The 26,554-nt window shown below is 63.1% G+C and carries 16 protein-coding genes; 9 read left to right on the forward strand and 7 right to left on the reverse strand.

Features of this window, described 5'->3' with window-relative positions; translation table 11 throughout:
* Positions 1-137 precede the first annotated feature (137 nt).
* Positions 138-9,722 carry a Tc toxin subunit A-related protein gene (locus NGM28_RS06760; RefSeq protein ID WP_252089296.1) on the forward strand — a complete coding sequence of 3,195 codons (9,585 nt, stop codon included), beginning with the start codon at positions 138-140 and terminating at the stop codon, positions 9,720-9,722.
* A gap of 83 nt (positions 9,723-9,805) precedes the next feature.
* Positions 9,806-10,012 carry a hypothetical protein gene (locus NGM28_RS06765; protein ID WP_252089298.1) on the forward strand — a complete coding sequence of 69 codons (207 nt, stop codon included), beginning with the start codon at positions 9,806-9,808 and terminating at the stop codon, positions 10,010-10,012.
* A 49-nt stretch (positions 10,013-10,061) separates the two neighbouring features.
* Here NGM28_RS06765 and NGM28_RS06770 read toward each other — a convergent pair whose 3' ends face one another.
* Complete coding sequence (locus NGM28_RS06770; RefSeq protein WP_252089299.1) at positions 10,062-11,738, reverse strand: AMP-binding protein; 1,677 nt, start codon at positions 11,736-11,738, stop codon at positions 10,062-10,064.
* Positions 11,739-12,024: 286 nt separating this feature from the next.
* Between NGM28_RS06770 and NGM28_RS06775 the strand changes: the two genes are divergently transcribed.
* Genes NGM28_RS06775 through NGM28_RS06790 form a run of 4 tightly spaced genes read left to right on the forward strand, consistent with a single transcriptional unit; the run spans position 12,025 to position 17,586 of the window.
* Positions 12,025-13,188 (forward strand): isovaleryl-CoA dehydrogenase, encoded by a 1,164-nt coding sequence (locus NGM28_RS06775; RefSeq protein WP_252089302.1) that lies wholly within the window; start codon positions 12,025-12,027, stop codon positions 13,186-13,188.
* A gap of 19 nt (positions 13,189-13,207) precedes the next feature.
* Entirely contained in the window at positions 13,208-14,815 is a 1,608-nt protein-coding gene (locus tag NGM28_RS06780) for a carboxyl transferase domain-containing protein (protein ID WP_252089304.1), read from the forward strand.
* Positions 14,816-14,818: 3 nt separating this feature from the next.
* Complete coding sequence (locus NGM28_RS06785; protein WP_252089307.1) at positions 14,819-15,634, forward strand: gamma-carboxygeranoyl-CoA hydratase; 816 nt, start codon at positions 14,819-14,821, stop codon at positions 15,632-15,634.
* Positions 15,631-17,586 carry an acetyl/propionyl/methylcrotonyl-CoA carboxylase subunit alpha gene (locus NGM28_RS06790; protein ID WP_252089309.1) on the forward strand — a complete coding sequence of 652 codons (1,956 nt, stop codon included), beginning with the start codon at positions 15,631-15,633 and terminating at the stop codon, positions 17,584-17,586. The genes NGM28_RS06785 and NGM28_RS06790 overlap by 4 nt, the downstream gene beginning before the upstream one ends.
* 241 nt (positions 17,587-17,827) lie before the next feature.
* Here the strand turns inward: NGM28_RS06790 and NGM28_RS06795 are convergent, their stop codons facing one another.
* The gene (locus NGM28_RS06795; RefSeq protein ID WP_252089379.1) at positions 17,828-18,484 is read right to left on the reverse strand and encodes a LexA family protein; all 657 of its coding nucleotides are present in this window, start codon (positions 18,482-18,484) and stop codon (positions 17,828-17,830) included.
* Positions 18,485-18,613: 129 nt separating this feature from the next.
* Between NGM28_RS06795 and NGM28_RS06800 the strand changes: the two genes are divergently transcribed.
* The 3 genes from NGM28_RS06800 (at position 18,614) to NGM28_RS06810 (ending at position 21,170) form a co-directional block, all read left to right on the forward strand.
* Positions 18,614-18,928, forward strand: a complete 315-nt coding sequence (locus NGM28_RS06800; protein ID WP_240064386.1) for a DUF6124 family protein — start codon at positions 18,614-18,616, stop codon at positions 18,926-18,928.
* Between the two features lie 431 nt (positions 18,929-19,359).
* A complete protein-coding gene (locus NGM28_RS06805; RefSeq protein ID WP_252089310.1) occupies positions 19,360-19,878 on the forward strand; it encodes a DUF4880 domain-containing protein in 519 nt (172 codons plus the stop codon).
* Positions 19,879-20,021: 143 nt separating this feature from the next.
* A complete protein-coding gene (locus NGM28_RS06810; RefSeq protein WP_252089311.1) occupies positions 20,022-21,170 on the forward strand; it encodes a M14 family metallopeptidase in 1,149 nt (382 codons plus the stop codon).
* Between the two features lie 148 nt (positions 21,171-21,318).
* Here NGM28_RS06810 and NGM28_RS06815 read toward each other — a convergent pair whose 3' ends face one another.
* From NGM28_RS06815 to NGM28_RS06835, 5 genes are all read right to left on the reverse strand, one after another.
* Positions 21,319-22,290: a Csu type fimbrial protein gene (locus NGM28_RS06815; RefSeq protein ID WP_252089312.1), complete on the reverse strand. Its 972-nt coding sequence runs from the start codon at positions 22,288-22,290 to the stop codon at positions 21,319-21,321.
* Complete coding sequence (locus NGM28_RS06820; protein ID WP_252089380.1) at positions 22,287-24,620, reverse strand: fimbria/pilus outer membrane usher protein; 2,334 nt, start codon at positions 24,618-24,620, stop codon at positions 22,287-22,289. Before NGM28_RS06820 ends, NGM28_RS06815 begins: the two co-directional genes overlap by 4 nt.
* 68 nt (positions 24,621-24,688) lie before the next feature.
* Entirely contained in the window at positions 24,689-25,465 is a 777-nt protein-coding gene (locus tag NGM28_RS06825) for a fimbrial biogenesis chaperone (RefSeq protein WP_240064382.1), read from the reverse strand.
* 37 nt (positions 25,466-25,502) lie between these two features.
* Positions 25,503-26,000 carry a Csu type fimbrial protein gene (locus NGM28_RS06830; RefSeq protein WP_240064381.1) on the reverse strand — a complete coding sequence of 166 codons (498 nt, stop codon included), beginning with the start codon at positions 25,998-26,000 and terminating at the stop codon, positions 25,503-25,505.
* Between the two features lie 3 nt (positions 26,001-26,003).
* The gene (locus NGM28_RS06835; protein WP_252089314.1) at positions 26,004-26,537 is read right to left on the reverse strand and encodes a Csu type fimbrial protein; all 534 of its coding nucleotides are present in this window, start codon (positions 26,535-26,537) and stop codon (positions 26,004-26,006) included.
* Positions 26,538-26,554 lie beyond the last annotated feature (17 nt).

Genomic DNA, 26,554 nt, shown 5'->3' on the forward strand with positions numbered 1-26,554 from the left:
CGCGCCTACCTGGTAATTCTGCCAGGTGTGCGTTTCGCGTTTCGGGCGTAGCGTCAAGCCACCCTCCCTGCGCTCTGGTGCGCCAGCACGCACCCCAGCAGGCCGGCACTCACCCTCGTTGCCAAAGGCCCCTTGCCATGAACGACCTTGTCACCCGGAACGACAACACCAACCCAGCCAACCGCCCGGACGCGGCCACCTACATGAGCCTGTTCGAGGACGACCAGACTCGCTGCGCCCCTGGCGCACTGATGGCCAACAACGGCCGGCTGGCCTACCTGGTGCATCTCAAGAAAATGATCCTGGGCTTCGAAAAGCGGGCCGATACCGGCGCGCCAATCACGCTGCAGCAGCGACGCCCCGACCTGCTGGCCCTGAGCCTGGATGAAAAGAACACGCGCAAGGTCCTGCCCAAGATCCGCATGGTCCTGGACGTGCTGGAAAGCCGCGCCATGCAAGCGCTGCCCGAGCAGCAGAGCCTGCAACAAGCCGTCGCCAACGGCCTGTACCAGGCCAACGTACCCTTCCATCACGCCTGGGAGTCGATCAAGGCCACCCTGGCTAACAAGCAGCTGCACCTGTGGGACGTGTTGCGCAGTACCCATGCCAGCTACCCTGCCTTCGCCTTCGACAACCTCCCCCTCGCCGACCAGCGCGCGGCGACTGTGCTGAGCAGCGGCTTCTCGCCAGAACTGCAGTCGCAGTTGCTGGCTCCCCCTCTGCCACCCACGCCCCTCATGCCGGACCTTGCATCTTTGTCAGTGGCTCACCTGATCGAGGAGAACCGACTTCGGGAGGACGAACTCGAGGAGCATCTACACCGGGTGTCCGAACCTGAGGAACGCCTTCATCTGGAGGCGGAACTCGAGAAGTGCCGACTCCGGGAGGCGGAACTCGAGGACTACCGACAGCAGGAAGCTCAACTTGAGGGGTACCAACGCCAGGAGACCGAATTCTATAAGCGCCATTTCCGTATCAGCGACAGCAATCCTCTGGGCAGGCTCAACACCACGCAAAAACTGACCAAGGCCCTGGGGCTGAGCCGCCGCGAACTGCGCAGGCTGCTGGCCGTCAACGCCATCGGCGAGGGCAACACCTCGGTGACACGCAGTGTCCTTGCCTCCGTCGGCAAGGTCGCCGCACCCTCAAGCCAGGTGTTTGGCGCAGCGTTCATCAACAATACGGCCGCGCCGCTGTACCTCACCGAGCGGGCTAGAGACACTCAGGCTGCGCCACCAGAAGCTACGCCCGCACCAGCGGCTGCACAGGGTTCAGCACCGGTCTCGGCCCAGGATGCTCCTTCAGAATCCACTCCGGGCACAACCGAAGAAGTAACCCAGGTGACCACGCAGGTCACCCCGCCAGCACCGGTGCAGCCAGCCGTCAAGGCCTCCGCCAGCAAACCCGCGAAAAAGACGGTGGCGATCATCGGGCTGACCAGCGCCCACCTCGATCGCTTGCAACGCATCCTGCGCATTCAGCGTGCCCTGGACCTGACGGCCACCGAAACCGACACCCTGGTCATGGCCGCGTTGCGCGCCGAAGGCCAGACCGGCGACTACCACCTGACCGGCACTACCCTGCGCGCACTGGGCATGTTCAGCCACCTGCGGCAGAAGTACAGCGTCACACCCTGGCAGTACGCCGCCTTTCTGGATGTGATCTCGCCTTACGCCACGGGTCAGCAGGTGTCGTTCTACGACAAGCTGTTCGCCCCCACGCACACCGATGAAGGCGCCCCCGCGGAACGCTTGCTGACACTGGACGACAGCCCTTTCGACCTCAACGCCTCGCAAGGCGACGATGCATTGACCGTCGATCAGCTCGCCCTGGGCATGAAGGTGAACCGCGAAGTCCTGGTCATCATGCTCGGCTGGGTCTGCCAAGCCCAGGGGCTGCAAAAGCCGACGCGTTCGCTGGCGGTGGTCTCGGCCTGCTACCGGATGGTCACCCTGTTGCGCCTGCTCGGCGGCTCGGTCGCAGAAGGCTTGATGATGCTGGGACTGCTCATGCAGGAACAGCCCGCATACCTTGACCAGTTGGCAGGCGTACCGACCCTGAGCAGCGCACTGGACACCCCTGACATCATCGACGTGATCGCGGGGCTGATCAACGCCCTGGAATGGCAGCAGCATCAGAAGTTGGACACCCTGCAGGTGTTCGCACTGCTGCATCGCGAGCAAGCGAAGTTTCAGAAAAACTGGGCATGTGCCTTCGAGGCGGACACGTTCAAGCCCAACCCTCAGTTGAGCCCTGAGCCGGAGAAGCAGGACGACGATACCCAGCCGGAAGGTGGAACCCACCCCGAGGTCATCGAAGCGGTACCTCTTTCCACCGTAGCAACCGTCCCCCAAACAGCCCACGATGCCAAACAGCCGCCGCGCCTCAAGACCGATGAGGAAAGGGAAGCGGCCTGCTACGCCGCGCTGAGCCAGCCGCTGACAAAAGCGCTGGACCTTGAAACCAATACCTTGGTGAAACCCCTGCTGATGTGGGCGGGCGTTGACCCTCAGGCACTCTATCAGCGGATGCTGGACATCCAACAGCAACTCCTCACGAACGCACCGCTGGCCAGCCTGTTCCTGCCCAGCGACCTCGGCACCTGGTCAAGGTTGCAGCGCTACAGCGCCCTTATCAAGCTGCTCAAGCTCAGCGCCACCGCAGTCAAGCATTTCGCCTGCCACCCTGCATGGTTCGACCTGGACTTGTCGCACTGCGAGACATCCTATGACTATGCCTTCTTTGGTGGATTCATTGCGCAAGACACGCAGGTTCTCCATTTCACCACCCTCTACCAGCTAGATCGCTACAACGCACTGCTCGCCAGGCTGGCCGAGGGCAAGCACGAAGACGATGTGCTGGAGTACTTCAAGCAGGCCAATGGTGAAAACGCTACTGCGGGTACGGGCGATCCATGGCTCGCCCTGGAGGATCTGCTAGGGTTGCCCCGCACCAGGCTCTCGGCCCTGAACATCACCACGCCCCCCAGGACACTGCGCGATCTCGACCGGCTGCTGCGCCTGCTGGCGCTGGCGGACAAGCACCGCCTGTCGCTGGCTACCCTGCTTGAACTGGGCAAGCTCCCCCAGGCCCAGGACTACGCCGCCTTCGAGCAAACCGCCATCGCCCTGCGCCGCGGCTGCTCGGCCAAGCAGCGCAAAGCGCTGGACGCCCAACTGAGCGTGGCCTGGCGCGACGCGTTGATGCAATGGATGATCATGCACTGGGTACCCGGCAGTACCGCGCCCAACTGGATCAACAGCCCGCAGACCCTGGCCGACTACCTGCTGATCGACCTGCAGGTTTCCCACGAACCGCTCACCACCCGCACGCTGTCGGCCACCGCCAGCCTGCAGCGCTACCTGCACCAGATCCATTCGCACCTGGAAAACGGCTACCGCGACGTCATGATCACTGAGCAGGAGCGTGATGAATGGGAGACCTTCTCCAGCAGCTACGAGCGCTGGGAGCTGCGCAAGAGCGCGCACAACGAGCCGCAAAACTACATCGACCCCACCCGGCGCACGCGCAAGACCAACGCGTTCAAGGACCTGGAGAGCCTGCTGGCCCAGGGCAAGTGCACGCCCCAAGACGTGCAAACTGCCTTGGAAAGCTACCTGAGCACCTTCGAGACACTCAGCAACATCCAGCCGATATCGGTGTATGCCGATGGCACCTCGCCGATGACCGACACCTATCACTTCATTGGCAAGACCAATGTCGAGCCGGTGGAGTACTACTGGCGCACGCTGAACATGAAACTGCGTAACCAGGATGGCGCGCCGAGCATGTTGGCCTGGGGGGAGTGGGAGAAAATCACGCTGGGCATTACCGGAAAGTTGGCAGTCACGCCGCTGCCCAAGGAAGCCCCCCTGCTGTACGTCAAAGGCAAGGAAGCAGAAGAAGAGGAGAAGACCAGGGAAGAAGCGGCCAAAAAAGCCAAGAAGCACGAAGACGAACGCCTGGCTGAAGACTTGCGTACGCATATCGAGTTGATCCGCCCGGTGATCATCGCCGGCCGTCGTTATGCGGTCTGGGCAGAATGGGGAGCGAACTCAATCCCCATCGGCCCCGACAACAAGGCAAGCGACTATTACCCGCTGCGGGTGTGCTTTGCCTTCCAGCAGACCGACGGCGTATGGAGCCCACCCAATGAGCTGCTGCTACTGGACGGCCATGGCCCCGATGGCAAGTTCGATCCAAGCGTAGTACCGAGTGTGGAAGTCCTGAACTTGAAGACCAAAGAAAAGAGTGTTCGGACGACTCCGATCAACGGGACTGCACCCGGCAACGTGTTCTTGAAAACCAAGGACTTTCAGCCGGGACTGATGGCGATGGTAAATCAGATGGGGGGGCGTGAACATGACCCCTGGTTCATGGTGATGCTGTATGACACACAGAGAGCTGAATACCACGCACCAAACCAGGACTACTTCCTTGTGGCCAAAGACCTGCTTTTGCTCGAGTCAAAAATGCTTGATCAGGTGCATACAGGCTACCGACCCATTGAAAAGAAAATGGTATCCAACTGGTTAAAATTCTTTCATGACCCTCGGACTGTACAGCACCCCTATGTGGGCGCCAGCATTAACCTTACTGAAGAACCCGATGAAAATACATTACCCAGCAATGAAGACATAGACCCCAAATACTCAGTAACAAAGAGTGGAAAAGTTACACTCAACAAACCTACCCAGCTAGACAACGGAGCCATAACACTAACCTACACACTCGACGGCAACTGGAAGACCCGAAGAAACTATCAGTCCTTTGAACCGCTTAGCATTTCACACACAGACTTGGGCGAAGTAGGAACAGTAAAAGCCACGCTAATAGAGTCCTTTGGCTCCACCGCGAAACCTGAAGATATAACCAAAGCAATCAACTCATTCCAAAGAACACACCACTCACCTAGAAAAATACCAGACCAGATATTTACCACCCTTACCGCCAAGCACACCGGCCACCAAGGAAACCCTAACCACCCCGAGTTCCACTTATTAATGCTAGAGACACATAAAACATCAGATAAAATCATCTCCATTCACATGACTAGCAAATACATAGCCTGTTTAACTGACAGCAATCCTTCAGGCAGGCACTATCTTGGCCAGAATAGCCATGAACCTATCAGCTTCGTCATATACACCTCACAAACCAATAACATAACCTTTACTGTAGTCAGCGAAAAATATCTTTCAGTAAAAAATGTACCACTCCAAACCCTCACCCCTATTACTCTAACACTCAGCCCATTACCTTCTCGGTACGCAAGGTTTTCGGCCACGCTCACAGCCACCCCCACCGGTTCATTCAAGCCAGACTGGACACTTTCCTCCAGCGACAACGAACTACTTAACACCCCCAAGCTTCAAGCACTAAAAAGTTTCTCCCAGAATATAGACAACCAGGCATCAGTCACTCGCCTCAAGCAATCACTCCTCAAGGTACGCTACACCACAAAAAATGATTTCAACTTGAAGATGGGCCTCCCCTTGGAAACCGGGCTGGACACTCGCCTGTCTGTACACCAAGCCATTACTAAGGCCAGAGAGCAAAACAGGCTGGGTGTGGTCGACCTCTACTTCAAGCGTGAAGCAGACGAGATACGCAAAGAAACAAGCGGCTTGCCAAAGGATATCGATTTGGATGCGGCCCTGCGCCTACGGCATTTCCATCCTGATGCCTGCAGGAGAATCCTGCTGCATATCGACCCGGCTCATAAGATGGTCTTCGAGGACGAACTCATCGCCGACGGCATCGACAAGCTCACTTTCCGCTGCCCCATCAACCTGGATATCCGTCGTTACAAATTCGAACTAAAGCTAAAAGACGGTAACGACGATCTCGGCACGTTGACCCACGAATACTCACTGGTCGACTCCACGGACGACGCTGTTCCCAGTGTCCAGCTCAGGCGCAATGACGAGCAAGCACTGTACCTGGATATGGAAGAGGTCAACGCCAAGTGCGTTACCGGCCAGAAAGCACTGCCCAACAGCCTGCGCCTCAACACCTTGTTCGGCAAGCAACTGGTTGCCCTGGCCACCCAATCGGTGCAGCGCGCCCTGTCCTGGGAGGCCCAATGCCTGCCCGAGCCACGCCTGGAGCCCGGAAGTTACCCCTCAACGGTCGACTTCCACAGCGCCAACGGCCTCTACTTCTGGGAACTGTTCTTCCACGTGCCCTTCCTGGTCGCCTGGCTGAAACGCCAGAACCGTGAATACGGCGAAGCCTGGCGCTCAAGCACACGCCACCTGTTCGACCCTTACCGCACTTGGGTACCTGAAGGTAATCACCCACCGCTGTATTGGCTCACCCAACCGCTCCTCGGTACGCCTGCCTTCGAAGCCGACGAGAAGACCAGCGACCCCGACGAACTGGCCTACGCCGCCCCCGAACGCTACCAAAAGGCCCTGCACCTGTTCGTGGTGGAAAACTGGCAACGCCAGGGTGACGACCTGTACCGCCAGCTCAACCTGGACACCCTGGTCGAAGCCGCCCTGTGCTACGACAAGGCCCTGCGCCTGATCGGCGCGCTGCCGGAAAACCTGTCCACCACCCCTGCGCAGGCCAAATCGCTGGCCGCGAGCACCACGGCAGACTTCACCCCACCGCTCAACAACAAGCTGGTGGAACTGCGCAACCTGCTACGCAACCGCCTGTTCAACCTGCGCCATGGTCTGACCCTGGATGGCAAGCCCGCCGCGATCATGCTCGACCCGGAAACGCTCGATCGGATTGCACTGGGGTATGGCGGCGCCGACCAGGATCGTGGAAAGGCAGGCTCCATCGCCCGAACGGTCCCGCCCTGCCGCTATGATGAAGCTCGCAAGTGCGCCGGTGAGGCCGTACTGCAACTGATCGAACTCGGCCAGACACAACTGCGACTTTATGAAAGAGATGCATCACTGCAACTGTCCCTGGCCAGCAAGGCCAATATCATCAAACTGATGGACTTCCCATGCCGTCTGCGAGCACAGGCGCTTGAACTGGCCAGGCGTGAGCGCGATACCGTACTGGCCAGCAAACGCATGGTAGAAGGCCGCCATAGCTACTATCAGGGGTTGGTCGACGAAGGGATAACCGATCTTGAACATGCCTCCCGTGCGATGGCCTGCGTTTCACAGATCTCACTTCATACTTCGACATTCATGGCGTTAAGTGCAAACACCGTCGAAGCCGCCTTGCCGATTATCTTCGGGCTTGCATTTGGCGGCCAAAAGCCTAGCAAAACCATAGAGCAGGGCGCCTATACCTTCAAATTACTGAGTGAAGTCGCCGATATAGCCAAACACGAACTTCGCGCGCAAGCGGAATTCGAGCTGCGATCCCAACAATGGCAATTCGAAGCCGATCAAGCATCGTTCGAACTGCAAATGCTCGACAAACAACTACTTGAGCATGACATCCGCATCAAAGCCGCCAGCATTGCCGCTGATGAAGCCCGGGCGACGCAAGCCGCCCACCGCGCCGAATACGACATCATGACCTCGGTCTTCGCCAACCGCCCGACCAACCTCTGGCTGATCGGGCGCCTGTCGGAGATCTACGCCAGCGCCTACGACGCCACGCTGTCCCTGTGCCTGATGGCCGAAGCCTGCCTGCAATATGAACTGGGCGATTTCAGCAGCACCTGGATCAAGACCGACGGCTGGCTCGACAACTGGCGCAGCATGCTCGCCGGCGAAGCGCTGGAGCGTGACCTGATGCTAATGGACGTGGCCGCGATCCGCGACAACCATCGCCCCCTGGATATCCGCAAGGACCTGTCGCTGTTGGCCTGTATGAAATGGACCCACGAGGACCTGCACGCGCAGCTGGAGGGCGACGAGGTGCTGTTCACTCTGTGGCCATGGCTCTTCGACCAGGACTACCCCGGACACTACCTGCGCCGAATCGAAAAGGTCTCGGTGTCGTTCAAGATCGACGGCACCAGCAGTTCGGACCCGATGCCGGCTATGTTGACGCAATACAGCAACAAGGTACTGCTCACGGACGATGCCGAGGGTGCCAGGCACCTCTATTTTGCTGACCAAGGCAACGCAGACAACCTGCTGCGCGACCTGCGGCCTCACCAAAGCACTGCGATCTGGTCGATGAAAGAGGTCGCCCGCAACTTTGACCTGCAACCCTCAGTGCCTGACAAGGCCCGCTACCAGCCCTTCGAAGGCACAGGCCTGCTCTCGAGTTGGAAGTTGTCGTTCCCCGGGGGCGCGAAGAACAACCCCTTGCTGTACCGGAACGGTGAATGGCTGCTGGAGGACATCACCCTGCAGATCAGCTACTCCGCCGTCGACGGTACGCCTGAATTCGGCGCCAAGGTGAAGGAGACCCTGGCACACTTCAAGGCGAGTGTCGCCACTGAAGACGCCGACTATGCCACCCGGGCGGCCGCAGCCCAGGCCAGTCTCGGGGCGAAGAAGGACATCAGAAAGGCGCTCAAGAAAGCCCTGGACACACTGAAGTCGGCCGAAGCCAAAGCCAAACTCTCCGCTGATACTGCGCAAACCATCAGGGCCGGCACTCCCAAAGCGCAACTCGATGATGAGACAAGTCCGGCATACCAAGCCCTTAAGAAAGCCGAAGACGAGGCAGCCAAGGATAAGACCGAGGCAGACAAAGCCAGGATAAAGGTTGACGCACTCAGGCAAATGGAAGCCAAGGCTGCCACTCAGGCACTGGACGCGGCCAAGGCCAAGTCACTGGAAACCGTGCGAAAGGCCTCCGAAATCATTCTTGGGGCGCGTCAGGCCATTGAAACGGATGGCGCTGCGGACACCTTCAAAACCTCGGAAGGGAGGTCCAGGATCGGGGTTGTTACCGAGGCTACTGCAGTCCTTCAAACGGCCATGCAGACCATTGAGCGCATATCGGTTGCCATCCCGAATGAGGCGTCCGCCTCTGGCGCCGCCTCGAAAGCTCAGGAGGCAACCGAGGCTGCCAGAAAAGCGCTGAAAGCTGCAGAGGCTGTCGCACAGGCTCGCAAAGCTGCAGAAGCCGAAGTCAAGCCCATCGCCGATGAAGCCGAGGCCAAACGCATTGCCGATGAAGCCGAAGCCAAGCGCATCGCCGATGCTGCCGAAGCCAAGCGCATTGCCGATGCTGCCGAAGCCAAGCGCATTGCCGATGCAGCCGAAGCCAAGCGCATCGCCGATGCTGCCGAAGCCAAGCGCAAGGCCGAGGAAGCCGCTGCGCTAATCAAGCCGGCACAAGATGCGGAACAACAAGCGCTGGATGATTTAAAAACCGTGCAGGCCGATGCCGACGCCGCAAAAGCCGTTGCCCCTAAACTGGAGGGGCCAGCCTATATCGCGCAAAGCATTCTCAAAAGAGCACAAAAAGCAGCCGATCAGGCGACAACAGCTCGCAAGAACGCCGAAACAGCCATCACCAACAACGAAATGGACAAGGCAGCCGCTGAAGTGGAAAACGCCAAGCAGGCTGCCCGCGAGGTGCGTACAACAGTCGAGAAGGTGGCCGCGGCACGCCAGGCTGCCGAATCCGACAAGGATGCGGTATTTGCATCCGCAAAGGCGCTGATAGGCCAGCGCGTAAATATATATACATGGGACTCACTGGAAGAAAAAATCAAGGTATACGATGCAGATATAAGAGCGGCGCATGAAAAATATAAATCTATCGATTGCTACAACTATAAAAGTCTATCCCTGGAAGCCTACCGACCCATTAGTGACATCGTAAAAATTGAAGCATCATAAACACATTTCCCCTATCAGGAGGTCTCACCACAAAACATGATCCGGCACATTCAACAACCCACCCTGGCAACGAGGCGTTTACCATGGCCAAAATAGATGATGTGAAACAAATGCTCGCCAAGATATACGACAAAAAAATCGGGGATCTCGAAGATACCACCTCCCTGAGCGATGTCATTGGCGGTGACAAACATCTGTCCTCCCACATCAAAGAAAAATTCAATAAAGAACTTTCAACCAGCGAACTGGAGAATGCCCGCACCATCAGTGATCTGTCCGAACTTCTGTAACCCGCTGCACCCTTCCTCGGGCCCTGCCCGGCCTGAGGAAGGGCGTTTCTTACGCTGACGGGCCTATCTCCGCGAGGCTTATTTCACGCATCCTGAACTTCTGCACTTTCCCCGTCACCGTCATCGGAAACTCGTCCACAAAGCGGAAATACCGCGGCACCTTGAAGTGTGCAATGCGCGCCTTGCACCAGCCCTGAAGTTCTTCAACCGTGGCGCTGTGCCCCGGGTGCAGCTTGATCCAGGCCACGATCTCCTCGCCATAACGGCTGCACGGAATGCCCACCACCTGCGCATCGGCCACCGCTGGGTGGGTGTAGAAGAACTCCTCCAGCTCCCGTGGATAGATGTTCTCGCCCCCGCGAATGATCATGTCCTTGTTGCGCCCGACAATCCGCACATAACCGTCGTCGTCCATCACCGCCAGGTCGCCGCTGTGCATCCAGCCGGCCGGGTCGATGGCGTCCGCCGTGGCCTGGGGGTTGTCCCAGTAGCCGAGCATCACGCTGTAGCCGCGGGTGCACAGTTCGCCAATCTCGCCACGAGGAACAATGCAACCATCAGCGTCCACCAGCTTGGTCTCCAGTTGTGGCTGGGTGCGGCCGACCGTGGTCACGCGCAGTTCCAGCTCGTCGTCCGGGCCGGTCTGCAGCGACACCGGGCTGGTTTCGGTCATGCCATAGGCAATCTGCACTTCGGCCATGTGCATCTGGTCGATGACCCGGCGCATGACCTCGATCGGGCAGGTGGCGCCAGCCATGATGCCGCTGCGCAGGGTCGACAGGTCCAGCTGCGTGCGCGACGGGTGGTCGAGCATGGCGATGAACATGGTCGGCACGCCGTAGAGGATGCTGGCACGCTCCTCGGCCACGGCGCGCAGGGTAAGCTCGGCGTCGAAGGCGTCGTTGGGGTAGACCATGGTGCTGCCGTGGGTGATGCAGCCGAGGTTGGCCATGACCATGCCGAAGCAATGGTACAGCGGCACCGGGATCACCATGCGGTCGTGCTCGGTCAGGCCCAGGCTCTCGCCGACCATATAGCCGTTGTTGAGGATGTTGTAGTGGCTCAAGGTGGCGCCCTTGGGCGCGCCGGTGGTGCCGGAGGTGTACTGGATGTTTACCGGCTGGTCGAATTGCAGGCCTTGCTGGCGGGCCTCGTAGGCGGCGGGTTCCACCTCCCCTGCCCGCCCGGCCAGTGCGCCCCAGGGCAGGAAGCCCGCCGGCGGTTCGGCGGCCAGGCTGATCACGCCGCGCAGGCCCGGCAGGCGTTCGCAGGCCAGTTCGCCCAAGGCATGGTTCGCCAGTTCAGGCACCAGTTCCTGCACCATCGCGTGGTAGTCGGAGGTCTTGAAGGCATCGGCGCATACCAGCCAGCGGCAGCCGGACTGGCGCAGCACGTACTCCAGTTCACCCACCCGATAGGCCGGGTTGATGTTGACCAGGATCGCGCCGACCTTGGCCGTGGCCAATTGCAGGATGCACCACTGGGCGCAGTTGGGCGCCCAGATGCCGACCCGCTCACCCGCCTCCACACCTAGCGCCATCAAGGCCCGGGCATGCACATCGACCTCGGCGGCCAACTCGCGCCAGCTGTAGCGCAAACGCTGGTGGCGTACCACCAGCGCCTCGCGCTCGCCGTGGCGGGCGACGGTGGCATCGAAGGCCTGGCCGATGGTCAGGGTGAGCAAGGGGTGGTCCTGGCGGCCGCGCGTGTAGCTTGGTTGAGGCATGGTAATCCCTTCTTGTGGTTGTTCTGGGCATGACTGAAGCAGGCGGCGATTACTCTGGCGCAGATTTACGTTTACGTAAAGGTGATGTACCGATTGACACGCCCGGAAGGCAGGTTTACGTTAACGTCAACCACGCATCACGCCGACCCTGCAGGAGCGGGCTTGCCCCGCGATGAGGCCGGACCAGGCAGTACTGCTGGCCGTTCTGACGGGCATCGCGGGGCAAGCCCGCTCCTACAGGGCCGGCGTGGTACCTCGAACTTCAAGAACAAGAAGGTGCCCGCACATGCATTACCCCAGCCTGAACTTCGCCTTGGGCGAGACCATCGACATGCTCCGCGACCAGGTGCGCACCTTCGTCGCCGCCGAGCTGGCGCCACGCGCCGCGCAAATCGACCACGACAACCTGTTCCCCGCCGACATGTGGCGCAAGTTCGGCGACATGGGCCTGCTGGGCATCACCGTCCCTGAAGAATACGGCGGCGCCGGCCTGGGCTACCTGGCCCACGTGGTGTCGATGGAAGAGATCAGCCGCGCCTCGGCCTCGGTGGCCCTGTCGTACGGCGCCCACTCCAACCTGTGCGTCAACCAGATCAATCGCAACGGCAGCCACGCGCAGAAGCTCAAGTACCTGCCCAAGCTGATCAGTGGCGAGCATATCGGCGCCCTGGCCATGAGCGAACCCAACGCCGGCTCCGACGTGGTGTCGATGAAGCTGCGCGCCGAAAAACGCGGCGACCGCTACGTGCTCAACGGCAGCAAGACCTGGATCACCAACGGCCCCGACGCCAACACCTACGTGATCTACGCCAAGACCGACCTGGACAAGGGCCCCCACGGCATCACCGCGTTCATCGTCGAGCGCGACTGGAAAGGCTTCACCCGCAGCAACAAGTTCGACAAGCTGGGCATGCGCGGCTCCAACACCTGCGAGTTGTTCTTCGATGACGTCGAAGTGCCGGAAGAAAACATCCTCGGCCAGCTCAACGGCGGCGTGCGCGTGCTGATGAGCGGCCTGGACTACGAGCGCGTGGTGCTCGCCGGCGGCCCCACCGGCATCATGCAGAGCTGCATGGACCTGGTGGTGCCGTACATCCACGAGCGCAAGCAGTTCGGCCAGAGCATCGGCGAGTTCCAGCTGATCCAGGGCAAGATCGCCGACATGTACACCCAGCTCAACGCCAGCCGCGCCTACCTGTACGCCGTGGCCCAGGCCTGCGACCGCGCCGAGACCACCCGCAAGGACGCCGCCGGGGTGATCCTGTACACCGCCGAGCGCGCCACGCAGATGGCCCTGGAGGCGATCCAGATCCTCGGTGGCAACGGCTATATCAACGAGTTCCCGGCTGGCCGCCTGCTGCGCGACGCCAAGCTGTACGAGATCGGCGCCGGCACCAGCGAGATCCGCCGGATGCTGATCGGCCGCGAACTGTTCAACGAAACCCGCTGAGCACAAGGAACGGGCGCACATGGCAACCTTGCATACCCAGATCAACCCGCGCTCGGCGGAGTTCGCCAGCAACAGCGCGGCCATGCTCGAACAGGTCAACCACCTGCGCGGCCTGCTCGCCCAGGTCAGTCAGGGCGGCGGAGCGAAGGCCCAGGAACGGCACACCTCGCGCGGCAAGCTGCTGCCCCGCGAGCGCATCGACCGCCTGCTCGACCCCGGCTCGGCGTTCCTCGAAATCGGCCAGCTGGCCGCCCATGAGGTGTATGGCGAGGACGTGCCGGCCGCAGGCGTGATCGCCGGCATCGGCCGCGTCGAAGGCGTGGAATGCATGATCGTGGCCAACGACGCCACGGTCAAAGGCGGCTCCTACTACCCGCTGACGGTGAAGAAGCACCTGCGCGCCCAGACCATCGCCCTGCAGAACCGCCTGCCGTGCATCTACCTGGTGGACTCCGGCGGCGCCAACCTGCCGCGCCAGGACGAGGTGTTCCCCGACCGCGAGCACTTCGGGCGGATCTTCTTCAACCAGGCCAACATGAGCGCCCTGGGCATCCCGCAGATCGCGGTGGTGATGGGCTCGTGTACTGCGGGTGGCGCCTACGTGCCGGCCATGGCCGACGAAGCGATCATGGTGCGCCAGCAGGCGACCATCTTCCTGGCCGGCCCGCCCCTGGTGAAGGCTGCGACCGGCGAGGTGGTCAGCGCCGAGGACCTCGGCGGCGCCGACGTGCACTGCCGCACCAGCGGCGTGGCCGACCATTATGCCGACAACGACGAGCACGCCCTGGCCATCGCCCGGCGCAGCGTCGCCAACCTCAACTGGCACAAGCAGGGCAAGCTGCAATGCCAGGCGCCGATCGCGCCGCTGTACAACGCCGAAGAGCTGTACGGCGTGGTGCCGGCCGATGCCAAGCAGCCGTTCGACGTGCGCGAGGTGATCGCGCGCCTGGTCGATGGCTCGGTGTTCGACGAGTTCAAGGCGCTGTTCGGCACCACCCTGGTGTGCGGCTTCGCCCACCTGCACGGCTACCCGGTGGCGATCCTGGCCAACAACGGCATCCTCTTCGCCGAGGCCGCGCAAAAAGGCGCGCACTTCATCGAGCTGGCCTGCCAGCGCGGCATCCCGCTGCTGTTCCTGCAGAACATCACCGGCTTCATGGTCGGCAAGAAGTACGAGGAAGGCGGTATCGCCAAGCACGGCGCCAAGCTGGTGACCGCCGTGGCCTGCGCCCAGGTGCCGAAGTTCACGGTGATCATCGGCGGCAGCTTTGGCGCCGGCAACTACGGCATGTGTGGCCGCGCCTACGACCCGCGCTTCCTGTGGATGTGGCCCAACGCACGCATCGGCGTGATGGGCGCCGAGCAGGCAGCCGGGGTGCTGGCCCAGGTCAAGCGCGAACAGAGCGAGCGCAGTGGCGAGGTGTTCAGCAGCGATGACGAGAAGAAGCTCAAGCAGCCGATCCTCGACCAGTACGAGCGCCAGGGCCACCCCTACTACTCCAGCGCCCGGCTGTGGGACGACGGCGTCATCGACCCGGCGCAGACCCGCGATGTGCTCGGCCTGGCGTTGTCCGCCGCGCTGAACGCCCCGATCGAACAGAGCCGCTTCGGCATTTTCCGGATGTGACCCATGAGCGACTTCGCGACTATCGAACTGGACAAGGACCCTCGCGGCTTCGCCACCCTGTGGCTGAGCCGGGAAGACAAGAACAACGCGTTCAACGCGCAGATGATCCGTGAGCTGATCGTCGCCCTCGACCAGCTGAGCGAGAACGCCGGCCTGCGCTTCGTGGTGCTGCGCGGCCGTGGCCGGCACTTCAGCGCCGGCGCGGACCTCGCCTGGATGCAGCAGTCGGCCGAGCTGGACTTCAACACCAACCTCGATGACGCCCATGAACTGGGCGAGCTGATGTACGCCCTGCACCGCCTCAAGGCCCCTACCCTGGCCGTGGTGCAAGGCGCGGCCTTCGGCGGCGCCTTGGGGCTGATCAGTTGCTGCGACATGGCCATCGGCGCCGAAGACGCCCAGCTGTGCCTGTCGGAAGTGCGCATCGGCCTGGCCCCGGCGGTGATCAGCCCGTTCGTGGTCAAGGCCATCGGCGAGCGCGCAGCGCGCCGCTATGCCCTTACCGCCGAGCGCTTCAGCGGCGTGCGTGCCCGCGAGTTGGGCCTGTTGGCCGAGGTGTACCCGGCCGCCGAGCTGGACACACAAGTCGAGGCCTGGGTCGAGAACCTGCTGCAGAACAGCCCCCAGGCCCTGCGCGCCACCAAGGACCTGCTGCGCGAAGTGGACGACGGTGAGCTGAGCCCGGCCCTGCGCCGCTACTGCGAGAACACCATCGCCCGCATCCGCGTCAGCGCCGAAGGCCAGGAGGGCCTGCGCGCCTTCCTGGAAAAACGCCGCCCCGCCTGGCAAACCGAGCACAAGAAGGAGCCGCGCCCATGAGCCGCCCCACCCTCACCACCCTGCTGGTCGCCAACCGTGGCGAGATCGCCTGCCGGGTGATGCGCAGCGCCAAGGCCCTGGGCCTGACCACCGTGGCCGTGCACAGCGCCACCGACCGCGAGGCGCGCCACAGCCGCGAAGCGGACATCCGCGTCGACCTCGGCGGCACCAAGGCGGCTGAAAGCTACCTGGTGATCGACAAGCTGATTGCCGCAGCCAAGGCCAGCGGCGCCCAGGCGATCCACCCGGGTTATGGCTTCCTCTCGGAGAATGCCGGCTTCGCCCGCGCCATCGAGCAGGCCGGGCTGATCTTCCTCGGCCCACCGGCCAGCGCCATCGATGCCATGGGCAGCAAGTCGGCGGCCAAGGCGCTGATGGAATCCGCCGGGGTGCCGCTGGTACCGGGCTACCACGGCGAAGCCCAGGACCTGGAGACCTTCCGCGCAGCCGCCGAGCGCATCGGTTACCCGGTGCTGCTCAAGGCCAGCGCCGGGGGCGGCGGCAAGGGCATGAAGGTGGTCGAGGAGGAAAGCCAGCTGGCCGACGCCTTGGCCTCGGCGCAGCGTGAAGCGCAGTCGTCGTTCGGCGATGCACGGATGCTGGTCGAGAAGTACGTGCTCAAGCCGCGCCATGTGGAAATCCAGGTGTTCGCCGACCAGCATGGCAACTGCCTGTACCTCAACGAGCGTGATTGCTCGATCCAGCGCCGCCATCAGAAAGTGGTCGAGGAAGCGCCGGCGCCAGGTCTGTCCCCTGACCTGCGCAAAGCCATGGGCGAGGCGGCGGTGCGCGCGGCCCAGGCCATTGGCTATGTCGGCGCCGGCACCGTGGAGTTCCTGCTCGATGCCCGCGGCGAGTTCTTCTTCATGGAGATGAACACCCGCCTGCAGGTGGAGCACCCGGTCACCGAAGCCATCACCGGGCTCGACCTGGTGGCCTGGCAGATCCGCGTGGCCTGCGGCGAGCCGCTGCCGATCACCCAGGAGCAGGTGCCGTTGATGGGGCACGCCATCGAGGTGCGGCTGTATGCGGAAGACCCAGCCAATGAGTTCCTGCCGGCCACCGGCACCTTGGCGTTGTACCGCGAGTCGGCGCCGGGCGAAGGGCGCCGGGTGGACAGCGGTGTCAGCGAGGGCGATGTGGTGTCGCCGTTCTACGACCCGATGCTGGGCAAGCTGATCGCCTGGGGCCAGGACCGCGAGCAGGCGCGCCTGCGGCTGCTGGCGATGCTCGATGAGTTCGCCATTGGCGGGTTGAAGACCAATATCGCCTTCCTGCGCCGCATCCTTGCGCACCCGGCGTTTGCAGAGGCCGAGCTGGATACCGGCTTCATTCCACGTCATCAGGACGTCTTGCTACCTGCGCCTCAGCCCCTGCCGGCACCGTTCTGGGAAGCCGCCGCCGAGGCCTGGTTGCAAAGCGCGCCTGCGCTACAGCGCAAGGACGACCGCGCTTCGCCGTGGGCGGCCCGCGATGGCCTGCGCCTGGGCCTGCCGGCGCGCAGCAGCCTGCACTTGCAGTGCGAGGGGCATGAGCAGGCGGTGGCGCTGGAGCGCAGCGCGCCTTCGACCTATCGGCTGGAGGGTGAGCAGCTGTGTCATGATCAGGACGGTCTGCGCCGTCGCCACCTGGCGGTGCGTCGGGGCAGCACGCTGTATCTGCAATGGCAGGGTGAATTGCATGCCGTCAGCGTTCATGACCCGATCGCCGCGGCCGAAGCCAGCCACAGCCACCAGGGCGGCCTGGGCGCGCCCATGAACGGCAGCATCGTGCGGGTGCTGGTCGAGCCAGGACAAGTGGTGGAGGCCGGCACCGCGCTGGTGGTGCTGGAGGCGATGAAGATGGAGCACAGCATTCGGGCGCCCCATGGGGGGACGGTGAAGGCGCTGTTCTGCCAGGAGGGGGATATGGTCAGCGAAGGGACGGTGCTGGTGGAGTTGGAGGACGCGTAACGGCGGCGAGGTGTTCGCCAAAAGAGTTGTGGCGCCTATCCGATCAAGCGCCGCCACGCGGCGCATCGCGGATGAATCCGCTCCTACATTCGTTGCAACGTGGCCTTACAGGTGCGGTACGTTGCAATAGATGTAGGAGCGGATTCATCCGCGATGCGCCGCGCAGGCGGCGCTCGATCTCAAGAACGCTGCAAGGCAACCGCCTGGCACCTGGCCGCCCCAACGCGATCCCCGCGCAAATCTAGAGCACCCCGTGCATCCGCACCACGACACCTAGAAACTCGCACCCCTCCTCGCACAGCACGGTGGGATACAAGGTATTGAGCGGCCGGAGCATCCGCTGCCCGCCCTCTTCGATCAACTCCCTCAGCACCGCTGGCTTGCCCGGCTGCCGGGCCACCACCAGCCTGCCCGGCGCCACCTCGATCCCGGCATCCACCAGAACCAGCACGCCCTGCGGCAAGCTTCTGCCACTGGCGGCGTTCATCGAGTCATTTTCCACCGGCAACCAGAACGCATTGCCGGCAGGCATATAACCGGTCAGCTCCTGGGTTTCACTGGACTCGGGCAACGCGCCCTGCAGGTCGGCCCAGTTCAACACCGGAAAGCGAAAACTGGCATGACGCATGGCATTGACCGAAAGCGGTCGCTCCACCGCGTAAACACCCCGCTCCTCGCGCGCCATGATGTCACGCTCGACCACCATCACCCGCGCTTCCAGGTACACCAGCCCAAGCTGCTCCAGCTTTTCGTTGACGGTCTCCAGGGTCGGCCGGCGCGTGCCACGCAACCAATGGCCGAGACCGCCTTGGGTCATGCCCAGGCGTTCGGCCAGCTGATATTGCTTGAGGTTGTGCTCGCGCTTGTAGCGCGACAGAAATTCGATCCAGTTTTCCATGGCGGTGAACGATACGGACTGGATGAATGGCATCAATACACATCTAGAATTATCTTAGCAGACAAAAATAATACACATTGACCTACTATCGGTATTCCTTGTCCTTGAAGGGATTTCACAGGTGCTGGAATGAACAAACCGATAAACGAAGATACAGATCTCGACGAAGAAGCCGCCCGCCGCGCCCTCGACTACTACCTCAACCCCACCCCCACTGCCGCTGAGCTGGAGCGCTCGCTCTGGACCCTGCGCGAAGGCGTGACCGGCGCACAGGCCAGCGAACACGCCATGGCCCTGCTGCGCTGCGCCTCGGCCACGGCACAGGAAACCGGCGCCCATCTGCAGGGCACGACACGGGAAGTGGTGTTTGCGTTGATGCACATGATCAACATGGCCCGCGCGCTACTGGAACAGCGCCACGCCATGGAGAAAACATCGATCTGAAGGGAGAACGTGATGGCCGACGAACGGCAATAGCCCCAATTGCCGGGGACTGGAGGTGCGTCAGGAGGATTTTTTTACCGGTACACGGAAAAATCATTTGACTGGCAAATGATAACGATTATTATTGCACTCAGCAGGTCGCGAGACCCGCTGGATAACCTGCAACGTCCTCAGGTCGGACGCTCAGATTATCTCCTCATCAGGCTAATCACGGTTTTTGACCCGGCTTTTTGCCGGGTCTTTTTTTTGGCTCTTCAGGCTAATGAAGATCGTTTAATGGCCGCGATGATAGCAATAATGTGTCAGCACGTGAACGCTCATTACAAAAGTTTGCGGAATCAGCACTTGAGAATCAATCTCGTTAAGGCTAAGCTGGCTCAGCATCAGGGAAGATGCCCCCACCCCTTCATCTCATGAGCAAGGAGCTGTCCATGACCCGCCTGCTGCTGCCCCTTGAGCACGATCCGCGCACCGCCGAGCAAACCCGCGACGACGCGTTGCTGCACGCTCTCAAGCGCCTGCCCCGTCGGGTCCAGCAAGTGTTCCTGCTCAACCGCCTCGACCAGGTCGGTTTCGCCGAGATCGGCGAACGCCTCGACCTGCCCTTGATCAATATCGAGCGCCACATGAACCAGGCCTTGCAGACTGCCCGTGCGCCGGGTGATGCCCTGGCGAGTGTTGCCGGCCAATGGTACGTGCGCCTGCAGAGCCCGCAGGTGACTGCCAGCGAGCGCATCGATTTTCGCCGCTGGCTGGATGCCGACCCCGACCACCTGCGTGCCTTCCACGAAACCGAACTGCGCTGGCGCAGCCTGCTCGCTCCGGCGCGGCAGCTGGGGCATGACGGCTGGTACCGGCAAGGGCGCGCGGCATTGTCGCTGGGTGGATGCTCGATTGCCGCAGGGCTTGCCGTTGCAGCCCTGACCGCGTTGGGTTTGCTCTCCTTGTAGGAGCGGCTTCAGCCGCGATGCAGGCAACGCGGTGGCCCGCCTCGCGGGGGATCGCGGCTGAAGCCGCTCCTACAGAGGCCGTGCCAAATCAACGGATCGCGGTGTAGAGTACGATCACAACAAACGCCAACAGGAGGCTGGCAATGACCGTGACGCTCTCCCCGCTGCACATCGACTGCGATTTCGACTCCGGCAACATTCTGGTCAAGGACGCCAGTGACCCGGCGCACGTCCGCCTGGACATCCGCAAGGACAGCCACAGCGACCACTTCCAGTGGTTCCACTTCAAGGCCAGCGGCCTCACCCCGGGCCAAGCCCACCGCTTCAGCCTGGACAACGCCCACGCGTCCTCCTACAAGAACGCCTGGGACGGCTACCACGCCGTGGCCTCCTACGACCAACAGACCTGGTTCCGCGTGCCCAGCCAGTTCGACGGCAAGGCGCTGAGCTTCGAGCTCAAGGCTGAGCAAGCGCAGGCCTGGTTCGCCTACTTCGAACCCTACCCCCGCGCCCGCCACAACCAGCTGATTGAGCGCGCCCAGCAGATCCCCGGCGTCGAGCTGCTGGCCAGCGGGCGCAGCGTACAGGGCCGGGATATCCCGTTGCTACGCGCAGGCAACGGCGCGGCTGGCAAGCGCAAACTGTGGATCATCGCCCAGCAGCACCCGGGCGAGCACATGGCCGAGTGGTTCATGGAAGGCGTGATCGACGCCCTTGATAAAAACGGCCCGGTCATCCAGCAACTGCTGGCCAAGGCCGACCTGTACCTGATCCCCAACATGAACCCGGACGGCGCCTTCCTCGGCCACCTGCGCACCAACTTCAAGGGCAAGGACCTCAACCGCGCCTGGCAGGACGCCAGTGTGGAGCTGAGCCCTGAGGTGTTCTTCGCCCAGAGCCAGATGAAGCTGCATGGGGTGGATGCGTTCATCGATGCCCATGGCGACGAAGAGATCCCCCATGTGTTCACTGCGGCCTGCGAGGGCAACCCGGGGTACACACCGCGCATCGCCAAACTGGAAGAGCAGTTCCGCAGCACCCTGTGCAGCCTGACCTCGGACTTCCAGACCAAATACGGCTACACCCGCGACGAACCGGGCCAGGCCAACATGACCCTGGCGTGCAATGCCGTGGGCCAGGCCCATGATTGCCTGTCGCTGACCCTGGAAATGCCGTTCAAGGACCATGACGATGCGCCGAACCCGCGCACCGGCTGGTCGGGCGAGCGGTCGAAGGCGTTGGCCGGAGCGGTGCTGGAGACGCTGTTGAAGATGGTCGACGACCTGCGCTGAGCAACGCGATCCCGTGTAGGAGCGGCCTTGTGCCGCGAAAGGGCTGCGAAGCAGCCCCAGCAATATCTGCCGCGACGCTGAGATCCTGGGGCTGCTCCGCAGCCCTTTCGCGGCGCAAGGCCGCTCCTACACACAGGGATTGAGCTCGTCAGAACTGCACATCCAGGATCACGTTATCGGTATAGGTCGCCGCTGGCGGCGTAGCCTGGTCGGTGTACACCTTGGCGTTGTAGTTGAACACTTGGCTCCCCGTGCCGGTGCCCGCCCCCGGGTTCACATCGGCGTCGCTGCTCGAACGCCGCGCCGTGGTCAGCGAGCCCCAGCGCACCGCGCCGGCACTCTTGAAGATGTCGTAGGCCAGGTAGTTGTTGGCCGCCGACTTCATCCGCCGTCGCCCGCCCGAAACATTCTGCCCGTCATCCAACCCCACCGTGTAGGTGCTGCCCTTGGTGCACGACAGGCTGACGCTCTGGTTCACGGTACCAAACCCCGCCACCACGGGTGCACTGCCGAAACTGATGTTGGGTGTGGTGATCTGGCAGTCGTTGGTCACCGTGAGGCTGACCACGATGCTCTGGTTGCCGCTGCCGATGTCGCGCCCCAGGCAGAGGTTGCCAATGCCGATGCCCGAGCAGTAGTTCCAGCTCCAGGCGATGTTCAGGGTTTCCTGGTACACACCCGCCGCGACGTTGGCGCCGACCACGGTCTTCAGGTACAGCGGCACGCTCTTGGGCGTGGGGCCGTTGAGCAGCCCGAGGGCGTCGAGGATGCCGTTGCGGGCGAAGTCGAACTGCACGCCGCGGCTGATCGGGTAGCTGGTGGTGTTGTCGGCATAGATCGTATAGGGAATGACATCGCCGGTCGGCCCCACCAGCCCGCTGGTGGCGGAGGTGATGGTGGCGTAGAAGTGATCGGAGCTGACCAGCAACGACAACAGCGAGCCGGTGCACTGCAACCCGGCGTTGGTGGTGGAGGCGTTCTGTACCGTGGTGCGCACCAGGGTCGAATTGATCGAGCCGAAGGCTGCCGGTGCGGTAGCCACCGATGAACACAATGCCCAGGCGGCCCCGCCAGGCAGCAACAAGGCACCGAGCACCAACCAGACTCCGAGCGCCTTCATCGGCATACCAGCGGGCCTATCAGCGGAATCGGCCCCTCCCCTTCCGGCAGGTCGAACGCCACCTGGCACTGCCCGCCGTCGGCCTTGTCCACTTGCAGGCGGTTGTGCGGCGCCAGGTTCTCCAGGTACACCAGCCCGTCCCAGCCCACCACTGCCTCGCCACCGCTCTCCTGATGCCGCACATGGCTGCCCAGCTTGAGTTCCTGCTGGTCACTGTCGACCAGCACCAGGCTCGCCGCCCGCACCTGCCTTAGCGGGAACTCCAACAGGTAGCCGCTGCCCCGGCGCACGGCCACGCGCTGCTCCACCTGCGGTGCCAGCACATCGGCCGGCAACTCCATCGGGTCGATCTCGTACTTGCCCCGGTAATAGCCGCTGCTGTACGGCACCAGCAGGTGGCCGTTGCGGTCGGTGCGGCCGATCTGCTGGTTCTCGTAGCGCACCGGCACGTCGGCGTAACCACTGGTGCTGACCACCACGAAGGCGTCGTCGATGCGGTTGGCGGCGAACAACCCGGCATCCATCAGCACTAGCGAACCGCTGGCGTCGGCCCAGCGGGTCATCTCGCCGCTGCTGCCGTAGACCCCGGCCTGCAGCTGCACCGACTGCAGGCGCCAGGTCACGTCGGCCTGGCGATAGGCATCGCGGTTGCCGCCGGTGGCATAGCCCAGGTTGTAGCCCACCCCGCCACCCACCGGCACGGCGCGGCTGTAGTTGACCCGCTGCAGGTCCTGGCCGTCCTTGCTGCGTTCGGCGCTGAAGGCCAGGGTGCCGCGCAGGTCGAAGGGGATCACCAGCTGGGCCTGTACCGCCCACTGGCTGTCGCCCACCTCGCGGTTGGCCGACAGGTACAGGCTGCTGTTGCCCCATAGCGGCTTGCTCCAGCTCAGGTTGATCAATCGTGTGCGCGTGCCGTCGCCGGCGCGCACATCGAAGTAGCCGGCGCCCAGGCTGCCGTAGCGGTCCAGGTTCAAACTCAGGGTGGCCTGCTCGCTGCGCTGGCTCAGGCGGCTGTAGGGGCTGTCGACCAACGACAGGTCGGCATAGTCGCCGTGGCGTTGCACGCGCTGGTAATTGAAGCCGATGCGCCGACTGTTGTACTGGTAGCCCAGCGCCACCTGCTGGCCGGTGTCGCCTTCGAAACGGCTTTGGGCCATCGCCGCGTTGAGCACGCCGAAGTTGCCCAGGCGCAGGTTGCCGCCCAGGCCGCCGAGCATCATCGACTGGGCGGTTTCGGCATGGGTTTCCAGGGTGAAATAGTCGGAAACGCCATGGCGCAGGCTGGCCGACGCCACGCCCGGGCCATAGCCGAAATCGCGCACGGCATAGTCGCGGCGCAGGCTGCCGGCGGCCACCGAAAAGTCCGACAGCCCCTTGGCCAGCAAACTGCTGGTGACATAGAACGGCAAGGTGGTGGACACCTGGCGGCCGAGGGCGTCGGTGGTCACCACCACCGCTTCGCCGGCGCCATTGATGAAGGGCACGTTGGTCAGCGTGTAGGGGCCCGGCTGCAGCTCGGTGGTGCTGCTCTTGTAGCCGTTGATGAACAGGTCCAGTGAAGTCGGTACTGCTGCCTCGCCGGCAAAGGCAGGCAAGGGATAGGTGACCAGATCGGGGCGTGCGCTGAAGTCCCGTGACAACTGCAACCCGCCAACGCGCACCGAGGTGGTCCAGGGCAATGCGCCGGTCACCAGGTCTCCTGCCTCATAAGTGAGCAGGCGCTGGTCGTCGGTGTAGCGGAAGGTGGTGTCGTAACGCAGGAAACCCTGGCGGCTGTTGTCCTGGGCGCCATTGAACGACTGGCGCCATTGCCCGGTGGTGGAAAAGGTACCCCAGTCGTCGAACAGCCGTAGCTCGTTCCAGGCGGCGAGGTAGGTACCGCCTTCGTCGGTGTCGTTGAGGTAGGCGTCATAGTTGAACAAGGCACCGAAGCTGCTGCGGGCATCGCTGGCCGGGTACAGGCTGCGATCCCCCAGTTGCTGTTCGGGCAGCCAGGCTGGCGGCACTTGCAACAACAGGCGCTGGTTCTGGCTGTCATAGTCGCTGTGCAAACCGGGAAAGGCGTCCAGCGCCACCTCGCCCCAAGGGTCTCCCGGCAGCTTGATCCCGGCGGCGCGCAACACCTCGCTGTCCAGGTACAGCCGCCCGGCACGCTGCTGCACCGGCACCAGTTCAGCCTTGCCCACCTGGTTCACCAGCAGGTCGAGGTACAGCGTCGCGTCGGCGATGGCGGCACTCTCGGTGGGCGGCGGGGGCAGATCGTCGGCCACGCCCAGGCCAGGGCCCAGCACCACCAGGCCCAGCCACAACCGGTGCGTTGCCACCCGCACCCAGCTCACACACGATGTCCAACCATTGCCGGGTCCTCCCTGGCCCCTGACAGACGTTCACCCGCGTATCACTGGCCCTGCTTGATGGCCTGCGCCACGTCCTGGCCATTGACCCGGCCCTTCAACACGCTGGCCGCCCCGGGCGCGACCGGCGCGGGCCAGCGCATGCTGGCGCCGGGCAGCACATAGCCGAGCAGACCTTCGACCAGAGGCTTGTCCTGCCCGCCTTGCTGCAACACCACATCGGTCAACCGGGCATGCACGGGCCCGGTGTTGCGCAGTTCGACATAGGGTTTGCCCTGCACGGTCACCGCACGCCAGCTCAGTTGCGGCTTGCCGACCCCTTCAGCGCTGCGCTTGCCCTCCGGATCGGGCTTGCCCCACAGCCCTTCGCCGTAGACGAACAGCGGCACCGAATAACGCATCTGCAGGCGGATCGCCGCCTTCGGCCCGTCACTGGCGGTGTCGGCCGGCAAGGGTGAAGGGATCTCGTCGATGATGATTCGGTAGGCCTGCTCCTGGCCGGCCGGCGAGCTGCCGGTGCGGGTCAGGCGGATCAGTTGCTTCTGCCCCGGCGCGATGTTCGCCACCGGTGGGCTGCCGATGATCTCGCGCTGGTTCTGGAACTGCTCCTGATACTCGCCCTGGCGCCAGGCGAACACCCGCACCTGCAGGCTGGTCGGCGCCGTGCCGCGGTTCTCCAGCCACAGCGCGCCAGCCTTCTGCTCGGCCTCCAGCACCGGGTCGATCGGCCAGATCAGCACCGACGTGGCGGCCATGGCGGGCGCGCCGGCCAGCAGCAGCATCCCGATCAGTCCCCGCGCCAGTTTCGCGCCTGCCCCCATGCCCCTCTCCTTCTGCTCATCGATTGCGGCGCCTGGTTCACCAGGTCACCGTCACTTGCACCACGTCGGTGTAGGTCCCGGCCGGCAAGGTGCCGGTCAGGGTCGTGCGGCCGTAGACCGGCAGCTTGATCGCGGTCGGGTCGCTGTAGCTCACCGCGACACTGCTGCCGATCCCCAGGCTCTGGGTGTAGGCCGCGTCGCGGTAAAGCTGGTAGGCCACCACCTGCGTGCCGCCGCTGCGTTTGAGGTAACGATTGCCGCTGGCGCTGTTCTGGCCACCGTCCAGGCTCATGCTCACGGCCACGCCCGGGGTGCACTGGAAGGTCACCGTCGTGCCGCCGAGCGAAGTGCTCAGGGTGGCGGTGGACAACGCCGACTGGGTGCCGAAATCGAGCACGCCGTAGTTGGTCACGCCGCCCACCACCAGGCAGCCGGCGACGATTTGCGCGCTGACCTGGAACGTGCTGCTGGTCGCCGCCTGCAACACGCCCGGCACGACCAGGCACAAGCCTGCGCACAGCGCCCTGCCGGCCATGGCTCAGAAGCTCAGCTCGACCGCCACCGTGTCGGTGTAGGTGCCCGCTGGCAGGCCGGCCTTGCCCTTGGCCTGGCCATACAGGTTGACCGTCTGCGCCACGCCCGTGCTGGTGGGCAGGGTGATGGTGCCATCGATGGCCAGCAACTGAGTGTGCCCGGCGTCGGTGTAGAAGTCATAGGGCACGAAATTGCCCGAACCATCGGCCAGGGCCCGGGTCCCGCCGGCGGACTGCGAGTCATGGGCGCCGGCACGCACCTTGATCGTCGGTACCGTGCCTGCCGAGCAGAGAATGCTCATGGCCCCGCCACCGCCGCCGAGCACCTGGCCATTGGCGGTAGTGAACAGCGAATCCTGGGTGCCGAAGTTGAGGCTGCCGAAGTTCAGCCCCGAGGTGCCGCCACTGCCATTGACCTGGCAGGCGGCGGTGAGGATCAGGGTCGAGCTGATGGTGCCGGTCACCGTGGCGGCCTGGGCCTGGGCGGCCAGGGCCAGGCCGAGACCTGCGAGGATGCAGCGGGTGAGGTGCTTGGGCATTGCGAATCTCCTTGCGT

The organism is Pseudomonas sp. MWU13-3659 (assembly GCF_023757525.1).
Classification (GTDB): domain Bacteria; phylum Pseudomonadota; class Gammaproteobacteria; order Pseudomonadales; family Pseudomonadaceae; genus Aquipseudomonas; species Aquipseudomonas entomophila_E.